The 12,898-nt window shown below is 73.2% G+C and carries 4 protein-coding genes; 3 read left to right on the top strand and 1 reads right to left on the bottom strand.

The window, feature by feature from the left end; translation table 11 throughout:
* Window positions 1-155: 155 nt before the first annotated feature.
* A complete protein-coding gene (locus ABT247_RS25540; protein ID WP_350746344.1) occupies window positions 156-3,182 on the top strand; it encodes a bifunctional [glutamine synthetase] adenylyltransferase/[glutamine synthetase]-adenylyl-L-tyrosine phosphorylase in 3,027 nt (1,008 codons plus the stop codon).
* A 173-nt stretch (window positions 3,183-3,355) separates the two neighbouring features.
* On the opposite strand, the gene ABT247_RS25535 is transcribed toward ABT247_RS25540, so the two are convergent.
* Window positions 3,356-4,324, bottom strand: a complete 969-nt coding sequence (locus ABT247_RS25535; protein ID WP_350746341.1) for a phosphatase PAP2 family protein — start codon at window positions 4,322-4,324, stop codon at window positions 3,356-3,358.
* 321 nt (window positions 4,325-4,645) lie between these two features.
* Between ABT247_RS25535 and pulA the strand changes: the two genes are divergently transcribed.
* Together pulA and ABT247_RS25525 are read left to right on the top strand one after the other, a co-directional pair.
* Window positions 4,646-10,234 (top strand): pullulanase-type alpha-1,6-glucosidase, encoded by a 5,589-nt coding sequence (gene pulA, locus ABT247_RS25530; RefSeq protein ID WP_350746338.1) that lies wholly within the window; start codon window positions 4,646-4,648, stop codon window positions 10,232-10,234.
* Window positions 10,235-10,822: 588 nt separating this feature from the next.
* Window positions 10,823-12,898: M4 family metallopeptidase (locus ABT247_RS25525; RefSeq protein WP_350746335.1), on the top strand; the 2,076-nt coding region annotated here is incomplete at its 3' end.

Raw genomic sequence — 12,898 nt, 5'->3', positions numbered from 1 at the left:
GCCGGGCCGGCGCGCCGAGACTCCTCGGGCCCGCTGTCACCCGGGAGGGTGACCGCGGGCCCGCCGCGTGGCGGGCGCCGGCCCGGCTGGCGGTCGCGTCCGGCGCGGGGCCGCGCGGGCGCGTAGCCTGCTGGGACGGACGGATGGAGGGGCCGATGGCGGTGGAGGAGCAGCGGGCCGGGAGCCGGGTCAGCCGGCCCGAGATCAGGTTGGTCCGGCGCGGGTTCACCGACCCCGCGCGGGCGGTCCGGTTGCTGGAGGGCCCCGGCCTGGAAGGGCTGGCCGACGACCCGGTGCTGCTGGACGCCCTGGGCGCCACCGCGGACCCGGACCTCGCGCTGCTGGGCCTGGCCCGGTTGCTGGAGGCCGCCGACGAGGCCGAGCGGCGCACCCTGCGGGACACCCTCACCACCTCCAAACCGCTGCGCGACCGGCTGCTCGGCGTACTCGGCGTCTCCACCGCGCTGGGCGAGCACCTGGCCCGGCACCCGCACGACTGGCACGCGCTGGTCACCTTCGAGCTGCGGGACATGCACCCCGGTCCGGAGGACTTCCGCCGCGCCCTCGCCGAGAGCGTCCGGGACGACACCCTCACCCCGGCCAACGCGCTGCGCGTCGCCTACCGCCGCTGCCTGCTGGCCATCGCCGCCCGCGACCTCACCGGCACCACCGACCTCGCCCAGACCGCCGCCGAACTCGCCGACCTGGCCGGCGCCACCCTCCAGACCGCCCTGGACCTCGCAGAGGCGCAGGACCCGCAGGCCGCCGCGGCCTGCCGGCTCGCCGTGATCGGCATGGGCAAGTGCGGCGGCCGGGAGCTCAACTACGTGTCGGACGTGGACGTCGTCTTCGTCGCCGAGCCGCGCGAGGGAGTGGACGAGCAGGAGGCGCTCAGGGCGGCCACCCGGCTGGCCGCCGCCCTCACCCGGCTCTGCTCGGACACCACCGGCGAGGGCACCATCTGGCCGGTGGACGCCAACCTGCGCCCGGAGGGCCGCAACGGCCCGCTGGTGCGCACCCTGGCCAGTCATCTGGCGTACTACCAGCGCTGGGCCAAGACCTGGGAGTTCCAGGCGCTGCTGAAGGCCCGTCCGGTCGCCGGGGACGCCGAGCTCGGCGCCGCGTACGTCGAGGCGCTCGCCCCGATGGTCTGGCAGGCGGCCGCCCGGGAGAACTTCGTCACCGACGTGCAGCAGATGCGCCGCCGGGTGATCGACTCCATCCCGGCGACCGAGCTGGACCGCCAGCTCAAGCTCGGCCCCGGCGGGCTGCGCGACGTCGAGTTCTCCGTCCAGCTGCTCCAGCTGGTGCACGGCCGCACCGACCCGGCGCTGCGCAGCGGCAACACCCTGGAGGCGCTGGCGGCGCTCTCCCGCGGCGGGTACGTCGGGCGGGCGGACGCCGCCTCGCTGGACACCGCGTACCGCTTCCTGCGCTCCCTGGAGCACCGCATCCAGTTGCACCGGCTGCGCCGCACCCACCTGATGCCCACCGCCGAGGAGGACCTGCGCCGCCTCGCCCGCTCGCTCGCCGCGCTGATCAACGACGACACCCGCTCCGATCCGGTGGCCGCGCTGCAGCGCGAGTGGAAGCGCCACGCGGTGGAGGTCCGGCGGCTGCACGAGAAGCTGTTCTACCGCCCGCTGCTCGACGCCGTCGCCGAACTGCCGCCGGGCGCCGCCGGGCTGACCCCGGAGGCGGCCCGGGCCCGGCTGGAGGCGCTCGGCTACACCGACCCGGCCGCCGCCCTGCGGCACATCAGCGCGCTCGCGTCCGGGGTGAGCCGCAAGGCGGCGATCCAGCGCACCCTGCTGCCGGTGCTGCTCGGCTGGTTCGCCGACTCGGCCGACCCGGACGCCGGGCTGCTCAACTTCCGCCAGGTCTCCGACGCGCTCGGCCGCACCCCCTGGTACCTGCGGCTGCTGCGCGACGAGAGCGCCGCCGCCGAGCAGCTGGCCCGGGTGCTGTCGGCCGGCCGGCTCGCACCCGACCTGCTGCTGCGCGCCCCCGAGGCGGTGGCGATGCTGGGCGACCCGCAGGGCCTGGTGCCGCGCGGCCGGGCGGCGTTGCAGTCGGAGGTGCTGGCCGCCGTGGGCCGGGCCGGGTCCCCCGCCGCCGCGGTGGCCGCCGCCCGCTCGGTGCGCCGCCGGGAGCTGTTCCGGACGGCCGCCGCGGACGTGCTCGGGCGGCTCGGGGAGGATCCCGGCGAGGCGCTGGACGCCGCGGGGGAGGCGCTGACGGCGCTCAACGCCGCGACCCTGCAGGGCGCGCTGCGCGCGTGCGTGGCCGGCTGGGAGGCGGAGCACGGCACCCTGCCGACCCGGATCGCGGTGATCGCGATGGGTCGCTTCGGCGGCCACGAGCTGGGCTACGGCTCGGACGCCGACGTGCTGTTCGTCCACGAGCCGCTGCTCGGCTCGCTGGAGCAGGACGCGGCGCTGGCCGCCCAGGCCGTCTGCAACGAGCTGCGGACCCTGCTGGGCGCGCCGTCCACCGAGCCGCCGCTGCTGGTCGACGCCGACCTGCGGCCGGAGGGCCGCAGCGGCCCGCTGGTGCGCACCCTGGCCTCGTACGCCGCCTACTACCGCCGCTGGTCGCACGCCTGGGAGAGCCAGGCGCTGCTGCGGGCGGAGCCGGTGGCCGGGGACGAGGAGCTGGGTGCGCGCTTCCGGCAGCTGATCGACCCGCTGCGCTACCCGGGCGGCGGGGTGCCGGAGCGGGACCTGGTGGAGATCCGCCGGATCAAGGCGCGGATCGAGGCCGAGCGGCTGCCGCGCGGGGCGGATCCGACCACCCACACCAAGATCGGGCGGGGCGGGCTGGCGGACGTGGAGTGGACGGTGCAGCTGCTCCAGCTCCAGCACGGGCACGAGCTGCCGGCGCTGCGCACCACCAGGACCAGGGCCGCGTTGGCGGGCGCCGTCCGGGCGGGGCTGGTCGACCCGGCCGACGGGGAGGTGCTGGACGCCGCCTGGGTGCTGGCCTCCCGGGTGCGGGCGGCGGTGATGCTGGTGCGCGGGCGCCCGGGGGACAGCTTCCCGGGGGAGGCCCGTGAGCTGGCCGGGGTGGCCCGGTACCTGGGCTACGGCGCCGGGCACAGCGGGGAACTCGTGGACGACTACCGGCGCACCACCCGGCGGGCCCGAGCGGTGGTGGACCGGCTGTTCTACGGGTCCGCCTGACGTCCCGGGCTGCGGGGGAGTCCGGCGGGCCCCGGGCTGCGGGCTGCGGGGGCGGCCGGGCGGACCGGTCGGGCACCCGCGGACCCACCGGGCGCCTGCGGACCCACCGGGCGCCAGGGAAACGGAGAGGGGCCCCGACCGGGGGCCCCTCTCCTCGTTCCAGGTGCGACCGGCTACCGGCGTGCGGTGCTGACCGCCGGCTCGCTCCACTGCTCCGGGACGGTGATCGGCTCGTCCGCCGCCGCCTCCCGGGCGGGCACCCGCGGCAGCCGGTAGACCCAGTCGTGGTACAGCCAGCGGGCGGCGAGGAAGCCCAGGGCCAGGCAGATCACGCCGCCGACGGCGTCCATCCAGAAGTGGTTGGCGGTCGAGACGATGACCAGCAGGGTGGCGGCCGGGTACATCAGGCCGAGCGCCCTGACCCACGCCCGGCGGGCCAGGAAGAAGATCGCCAGGCCGCACCACGTCGACCAGCCGATGTGCATCGAGGGCATCGCGGCGTACATGTTGGAGACGTGTGCGGCGGGGCCCGAGGCGAAGGAGCCCCAGGTGCCGTGGGTCTGCACGGTGTCGATGAAGCCGCCGCCGGTCATCAGCCGGGGCGGTGCCAGCGGGAAGGCGTAGAAGCCGACCAGGGCGATCAGGGTGGTGACGAACAGCACGGTGCGGGCCGCGACGTAGCGGCCCGGGTGGCTGCGGTAGAGCCAGACCAGGACGCCGATCGTGATGATGAAGTGCAGCGTCGCGTAGTAGTAGTTCATCCCGGTGATGAGCCACCCGACGCCGTCCGCGGCGTGGTTGACCGACCGCTCGACGGCGATGCCGAGGTGGTGCTCGAGGTCCCAGATCCAGCGGGCGTGCTTCTGGGCCACCGCCTCCTGCTCGGGGACGGCGTTGCGGACCACGGAGTAGATCCAGTAGCTGATCCCGATCAGGGCCAGCTCGAACCAGAGCCGCGGTCGGGCCGGTGAGCGGCGCTGGTCGCGGACGCGGTTGCGCAGGGCGGCGGTGCGGGTCTGGGCGGCACGGGTGGCTCCATCCGGCAGCCCGGCCGCGGCGGCCTGCGCTGCTCCGGAACCGCCACCGTGGGCCCCGTCGGCGCGCCCGGCGTCGCCTCGCTGGATCTCGGTCGGTTCCCCCATGGACGAGAAGTCTGCCAGACCGCTCGTAGCCGTCTGCTCATCCCCTGGAAGTGGATTCTTCACCGGCTGTCCCCCTTGAGGGCTAGGGGGCGGCTCCCACCGGGGTAGGGGGTGCGATCGGGTCTGGTGGCTACCGGTGGGACGGACATACGTCCCATTGTCACGCGAACGGCCGGGGCGGCGTAACCGGGGGTGCCGGGGCGCGGCCGTGGCCTGGATTTTCCCGACACGAAACGGTTTCTGCATCTTGCTGAAACATATTGCAGGCCGCTAGCTTCCTGGCACATCGATCGCCCTTCCCCCCTTCAAGGGAGCCCCTCAGTGGCCGATACGCCGCTCCGCCCGCGACGGAGCAGTCCCCGACGGAGCAGGTCCCGCCGCAGACCCGGCCGCACGGCCGTGCTGCTGGCCGCCGCGCTGACCGCCGCCACCCTCGGCGGTGCCCCCGCGGCGCTCGCCGCCGCCCCGCCGCCCCCGCCCTCGGACGCCGCGCTGGCGGCCACCGCCGGGCGGCACGACCTCACCCGCGAGCAGTTCTACTTCGTCCTGCCCGACCGCTTCGCCGACGGCGACCCCGCCAACGACACCGGGGACATCACCGGCGGCCGGCTGGAGAACGGCTTCGACCCCGCCGACAAGGGCTTCTACCACGGCGGTGACCTGGCCGGACTGATCCAGAAGCTCGACTACATCCAGAACCTCGGCACCACCGCGATCTGGATGGCCCCGATCTTCAAGAACAAGCCGGTGCAGGGCAGCGGGGCCGGGGGCACCTCCCGCCCGGAGGGTGGGGGAGCCTCGGCCGGCTACCACGGCTACTGGATCACCGACTTCACCCAGGTCGACCCGCACTTCGGCACCAACGAGCAGCTGAAGGAGCTGATAGCCAAGGCGCACGCGCGCGGCATCAAGGTCTTCTTCGACGTCATCACCAACCACACCGCCGACGTCATCGACGACGCCGAGCAGCAGCACGGCTACCGCTCGACCGGCGCCTACCCGACGCTCGACGCGGACGGCAATCCGGTGGACGAGACCGCGCTGGCCGACTCGCGCGCGCCGTGGCCGAGGACCACCAAGGACTCCTTCCCCTACACCCCGGTCTTCCGCAGCCCCGCCGACGCCGCGGCCAAGACCCCGTCCTGGCTCAACGACCCGGCGCTCTACCACAACCGCGGCGACTCGACCTTCGTCGGCGAGTCCGCCACCGAGGGCGACTTCAACGGGCTGGACGACCTGGACACCCAGAACCCCCGGGTGGTGAAGGGCTTCGAGCAGGTCTACCAGCAGTGGGTCAGGGACACCGGCGTGGACGGGTTCCGGATCGACACCGTCAAGCACGTCGACATGGCGTTCTGGCAGCAGTGGGCGCCCGCGCTCAAGGACTTCGCGGCCAAGCAGGGCAACCGGAAGTTCTTCATGTTCGGCGAGGTCTACTCCGGCGACCCCGCCGTCACCGCGCCGTACGTCACCCGGGGCAAGCTGCAGGCCACCCTCGACTTCCCGTTCCAGGGCGCCGCCCGCTCCTACGTCTCGCAGGGCGGCTCGGCCCGCAACCTCGCCGACGTCTACGCCCAGGACTACCGCTACACCAGCGCCGACACCGACGCGTACGAGCTGCCCACCTTCCTCGGCAACCACGACATGGGCCGCTTCGGCTCCTTCCTGCTCGCCGACAACCCGGGCGCCGACGACGCGACCCTGCTCAAGAAGGACCGGCTCGGCACCGAGCTCCAGTTCCTCACCCGCGGCCAGCCCGTCGTCTACTACGGCGACGAGCAGGGCTTCACCGGCGCGGGCGGCGACAAGGACGCCCGGCAGGACATGTTCGCCTCCAGGACGCCGTCGTACAACGGCGACCGGGTGCTCGGCGGCGCCTCCGGCCCGGCCGACCGCTACGGGCAGGGCGGCGAGCTCTACCGGGGCGTCGCGGGGCTGGCCGAGCTGCGCCGCGCCAACCCGGCCCTGGCCGACGGCGCGCAGATCGAGCGCTACGCCGCCGACGGCCCGGGCGTGTACGCCTTCTCCCGGATCGACGCGGCCCAGCAGGTCGAGTACCTGGTCGCGGTCAACAACGCCACCGAGGCCAAGACCGTCACCCTGGACACCTTCTCCCCGGGCATGGGCTTCGACCCCGTCTACCCCTCCGCCGGACCGCGGACCACCAGCGGCGCGGACCGCAGGGTGACGGTGACCGTACCGGCGCTCTCCTCCGTGGTGCTCAAGGCCGCCGCCAGGCTCGCCCCGGTGGCCGCCGCGCCGCAGCTGGCGGTGCAGCCGCCGGCGGACGGCTCGACCGGCACCGTCACGGTCGGCGCGACGGCCGACGGCGGCGGCTTCGACCGGGTCAGCTACGCCGCGCAGATCGGCAACGGGCCCTGGCAGACCCTGGGCACTGCCGACACCGGACCGTCCGGCCCGGACGGCCGACGGCACTTCGCGGTGACCCAGGACCTCGGTGCGGTCGCACCCGGCACGGTCGTGCGGTACAAGGCCGTCGTCCAGGACTCCAGCGGCCACCTGCGCTCCGCCACCGCGAGCTTCACCACCGGCACCCCCGCCCCCCGTCCCGTGCCCACCGCCGGCGCCCGCCCGTACGCCGTCGTCCACTACCACCGGCCCGACGGCGACTACGACGGCTGGAACCTCTACGCCTGGGGCGACCTCGCGGACGGCGAGGGCACCCAGTGGCCCGCCGGGCACCCCTTCACCGGACGGGACGCGTACGGCGCCTTCGCCTACGTGCGGTTGAAGCCGGGCGCCTCCGACGTCGGCTTCGTCGTCGAGCGGAACGGCGTCAAGGACGTGGACGCCGACCGCCACCTCGACGTCGGCACCACCGGCGAAGCCTGGCTGGAGCAGGGCGACCCGGCCGTCCGCACCACCGATCCCGGCCCGGCGAGCACCCCGCCCGCCGGCACCGCCGTCATCCACTACAACCGCGCCGACGGCGACTACGACGGCTGGGGCCTGCACGACTGGACCGGCGCCGCCGCCCCCACCGACTGGGGCAAGCCGCTGATGCCGGCCCGCCGGGACGCCTTCGGCGCCGTCTTCGAGGTGCCGCTCGCCCCCGGCGCGACCAGCCTCAGCTACATCCTGCACAACGGCAACGACAAGGACCTGCCCGCCGACCAGTCGCTGGACTTCGCCGTCAACGGCAGGGAGGTGTGGATCCTCGGCGGCCGGGAGGGCTACCTGCTGCCGCAGAACCCCGCCGCCTCCTCGCAGCTGGACCTCTCCGGCGCCAAGGCCCAGTGGATCGACGCGAGGACCGTCGTCGTCCCGGCGAACTACGGCGCCACCGACCAGGCCCTGGCCGGCGGGACCAGCGCCCAGCTCGTCTACGACCCCGAGGGCGGCATCCGCGCCGACAAGGGGGCGCTGACCAAGCCCGGCCGGTGGATCCGGCTCGTGCCCGTCGCCGGCGGGCTGACCGACGCCCAGAAGGCGAAGTACCCGCACCTGGCGGGCTACCGGGCCTTCACCGTGGACGCCCGGGACGCCGCCCGTGTCCCGGCCGCCCTGCGCAGCCAGCTGCTGTTCACCGAACACCTGCCGAGCGGCGCGGTGCTGGCCGGCACGGGCGTCCAGACGCCGGGCGTGCTGGACGACCTGTACGCGAGCCGCACCGGCAAGGTGGACTTCGGCCCGGCCCACTACGACGGCAAGGTCGCGCTCTCGCTGTGGGCGCCGACCGCCCAGGAGGTGTCCGTCCAGGTCTTCGACAGCGCCACCGGGGGCACCCCGAGGACGCTGCCGCTGAAGCGGGACGACGAGACCGGGGTGTGGGAAGTCGTCCGTGACGAGAAGGAGTTGAACGGGAAGTACTACCTGTACCAGGTGAAGGTCTGGGCGCCGTCGGTGCAGCAGCTGGTGGTCAACACCGTCACCGACCCGTACTCGGTGGCACTGTCCACCGACTCCCGGCGCAGCCTGGTCGCCGACCTGGACGCCCCGGAGCTCAAGCCGGCGGGCTGGGACGACCAGCCGCGCCCGGCGGCCGTCCCGCCCGGGAAGGAGCAGATCCAGGAACTGCACGTCCGGGACTTCTCGGTGGAGGACACCAGCGTCCCGGAGGCCGAGCGCGGCACCTACCTGGCGTTCACCGAGTCGAACTCGGCCGGGATGCAGCACCTCCGGGACCTCGCCAAGGCCGGGGTGACCACGGTGCACCTGCTGCCGACCTTCGACATCGCCACGATTCACGAGAACCGGGCGGACCGGAAGCTGCCGGCCTGCGACCTGGCCTCCCTGCCGCCGGACGGCCCGAAGCAGCAGGAGTGCGTGGCGGCCGTCGCCGCCGACGACGCCTACAACTGGGGCTACGACCCGCTGCACTACAACGTGCCGGAGGGCTCGTACGCCGCCGACCCCGGGGGAGGGACCGCCCGCACCGTGCAGTTCCGGCGGATGGTCCAGGCGCTGCACGCGGCGGGCCTGCGGGTGGTGCTGGACGTGGTCTACAACCACACCGCTGCCGCCGGCCAGGCCGAGCACTCGGTGCTGGACCGGGTCGTCCCCGGCTACTACCAGCGGCTGGACGCCGACGGCAAGGTCACCACGGACAGCTGCTGCGCCGACACCGCGCCCGAACACGCCATGATGAACCGGCTGGTGGTGGACTCGGTGACGCTGTGGGCCCGCGAGTACCAGGTCGACGGCTTCCGCTTCGACCTGATGGGGCTCGACCCGAAGTCCACCATGCTGGACGTGCAGGCCGCGCTGCGGAAGATGACGCCCGCCTCGGACGGCGTGGACGGGAAGAACGTCTTCCTCTACGGCGAGGGCTGGAACTTCGGCGTCGTCGCGAACAACGCCCGGTTCGTGCAGGCCACCCAGCAGAACATGGCCGGCACCGGCATCGCCACCTTCGACGACCGACTCCGGGACGCCGCCCGCGGCGGCAACTTCATGCTGGACTCCGCGCCGCAGCAGGGCTTCGCCTCGGGCCTGTACACCGACCCCAACGGCTCGCCCGCGAACGGCAGCCCGCAGGAGCAGAAGGCCCGGCTGCTGCACCAGATGGACCAGCTGAAGGTCGGACTGGCCGGCAACCTGGCCGGCTACTCCTTCACCGACAGCTCGGGCCGGACCGTCACCGGCGCCCAGGTCGACTACAACGGCGCCCCGACCGGGTACGCGGCCTCGCCGGGCGAGGCGGTGGAGTACGTGGACGCCCACGACAACACCGACCTGTTCGACGCGCTCGCGTACAAGCTGCCGACCGGCACCGCACCCGCCGACCGGGCCCGGATGCAGGCGCTCGGCCTGTCGCTGACCGCCCTCACCCAGGGCGCGGGCTTCGCCCAGGCCGGAAGCGACCTGCTGCGCTCCAAGTCGCTGGACTCCAACTCCTACGACTCGGGCGACTGGTTCAACGCCATCCACTGGCCCGACCCCTCGACGGGGGCCGTCCAGGGCAACGGCTGGGGCCGCGGCCTGCCGATGGCGAAGGACAACCAGCAGCTGTGGCCCACCGCCCGGGCCCTGCTGGCCGACCCGCGGTTGACCGTGGGCGCGGCCGACATCCGGGCGACCAGCGCGCAGTTCCAGGAGTTCCTGCGGATCAAGCAGTCCTCGCCGCTGTTCTCGCTGCCCACCCTGGCCGACGTCCAGCAGCGGCTGTCGTACCCGCTGTCCGGCACGTCCGGCGAGATCCCGGGGGTGATCACCCTGCACCTGGACGGCACCGGGCTGGCGGGCGCGGAGAAGGGCGTCACGGTGGTCTTCAACGCGACGCCCACCGCGCAGAGCCAGGCCGTGACCGCGCTGCGCGGGACCGGTCAGGTGCTGCATCCGGTCCAGGCGTCCGGCGCGGACCAGGTGGTGAAGCGGTCCGGCTTCGACTCCGCGACCGGGACCTTCACCGTGCCGGGCCGTACCGTGGCGGTTTTCGTCCAGAAATGAGCTGACTGACGGGACCGCACGGCTGGTCCCGTACTGTCCGGTGATTCCCGGGCCCCGTACCGCCGTTGAGGCCGGTGCGGGGCCCGGTTCCGTTTCCGCCGGGGAATGGCCGAAATCCGGCGGTGGCACGGCCGGAACTGTGACGTGCAACGGGTGCCGGGCGCTGCCGCCCGCCCGGCGGGGGCGGCCCCGGTCCTGAGCGCTGGTCAGTCACCTCCGGTAGTGATCGAACCGTTCCAGGGGTATGAAAACCGTGTTCAAGACTTGGTCATGACGTAACACAACTGACGAACCGTCGTGCATACGGTTTCGGTAATTAATCGGCCAATCAGTGGCATGCATCTGTCATTAACGGCGCGTTTGCTGCCACGATTCCTCCGGCTGCAGACGAGGGGGCCCCACCTCCCGGTGCAGCTGTCCCTGTTGAGGTGCAGCGCGTCCCGCCCCTGCAACGAACCCCGCACCGCCCAGTGAGCACCGCAACCGCACCCCCGTCGCACCCGGCGGGGGCCCCCACTGCGCCGCAACCCTGCGGCCCAGGTTCTCTCCACCGTGCGCGAACCGGCGCCGGTCGGAAAAGGAGTCCGCATGTCACGTTCCGCTCACACCCGGAAGGCGGCCGTCGTCCTCGCCGCCACCACGGCACTGCTGGTCACCGGAATTCCGATGATCGCGCAGGCGGCACCGGCCCAGGACGCGCCGGCCGCCGTCGCCGCCCAGCAGACCTCCCGGGCCGCGCTGATAGCCTCCGCGAACCAGCAGACCGCCTCCCTCGCCCAGGCCCTCGGCCTGGACGGCAAGGAGCAGCTGGTCACCAAGGACGTCGTGCTGGACGCCAACGGCGGTCGCCACCTGCGCTACGAGCGCACCTACGCCGGACTCCCCGTCCTCGGCGGCGACCTGATCGTCCACCAGGACGCCTCCGGCGCCACCAAGGCCGTGACCAAGGCCAGCGAGGCCAGCCTCACCGGCGTCGACACCACCCCGGCCCTGGCTGCCCCGAAGGCCAAGGAGGCCGCGCTCGCCGCCGAGCAGGGCACCGTCGACAGCGCCCCGCGCCTGGTCGTCTGGGCCGCCGACGGCACCCCGAAGCTCGCCTGGGAGACGGTCGTCAACGGCCGCGAGTCCGACGGCACGCCGAGCAAGCTGCACGTCGTCACCGACGCCAAGACCGGTGCCGTGCTGAGCAAGGCGGACGGCATCCAGCGCGGCAGCGGCACCGGCGTCTTCGTCGGCAACGTCCCGCTGACCACCACCCAGAGCGGCTCGACCTACTCGCTCAAGGACGCCTCCCGCGGCGGCCAGTACACCACCGACATGAAGAACGGCACCAGCGGCAACGGCACGCTGTTCTCGAAGTCCTCCGACACCTGGGGCAACGGCCAGGCCAGCAACCGCGAGTCGGCCGCCGTGGACGCCCAGTTCGGCGCGGCGGTGACCTGGGACTTCTACAAGAACACCTTCGGCCGCAACGGCATCCGCAACGACGGCGTCGGCGCGATGAGCCGGGTCCACTACGACACCGGCTACGTCAACGCGTTCTGGGACGACAGCTGCTTCTGCATGACCTACGGCGACGGCTCGGGCGACACCCACCCGCTGACCGAACTCGACGTGGCCGGCCACGAGATGAGCCACGGCGTCACCGCGGCGACCGCCAACCTGAACTACTCGGGCGAGTCCGGCGGCCTCAACGAGGCCACCTCGGACATCTTCGGCAACATGGTCGAGTTCTACGCCAACCTGCCCGCCGACACCCCGGACTACCTGGTCGGCGAGCTGATCGACATCAACGGCAACGGCACGCCGCTGCGCTACATGGACAAGCCCTCCAAGGACGGCCAGTCGGCCGACTCCTGGTACTCGGGCGTCGGCAACCTGGACGTCCACTACTCGTCCGGTGTGGCCAACCACTTCTTCTACCTGCTGGCCGAGGGCAGCGGCGCCAAGGTGATCAACGGCGTCAGCTACAACAGCCCGACGGTCAACAACATCACCGTCACCGGCATCGGCCGGGACAAGGCCCAGCAGGTCTGGTACAAGGCGCTGACCGCGTACATGACCTCGACCACCAACTACGCCGCCGCCCGCACCGCGACCCTCAACGCGGCCACCGACCTGTACGGCGCGAACAGCGCCGAGTACAACGCGGTCGCCACCGCCTGGGCCGCGGTCAACGTGGGCTCGCTGCCCAACCCGGGCGGCGTCACCGTCACCAACCCGGGCAACCAGTCCACCGCGGTGGGTGGTTCGGTGAACCTGCAGATCAAGGCGTCGGGTGGGACGGCTCCGCTGTCGTACTCGGCTTCCGGGCTGCCGGCGGGTCTGGTGATCAACGCGTCGACGGGTGTGATCACCGGTTCGCCGACCGCGGCGGGCACCTCGAACGTGACGGTGACGGTGAAGGACTCGGCCGGCAAGACCGGTTCGACCAGTTTCACCTGGACGGTGACCGGTGGTGGCGGCGGTAGCTGCACCCCGGCGCAGCTGCTGGGCAACCAGGGCTTCGAGACGGGCACGGCGGCGCCGTGGACGGCCAGCTCGGGCGTGGTGGACAACAGCTCCTCGGAGGCGGCGCACGGCGGCAGCTGGAAGGCGTGGCTGAACGGCTACGGCAGCGCCCACACCGACTCGCTGTCCCAGACGGTGACGATCCCGGCGGGC

Source organism: Kitasatospora sp. NPDC001539, assembly GCF_040298565.1.
Taxonomy (GTDB): Bacteria; Actinomycetota; Actinomycetes; order Streptomycetales; family Streptomycetaceae; genus Kitasatospora.
This window is presented reverse-complemented; position numbering and strand designations above follow the sequence as displayed.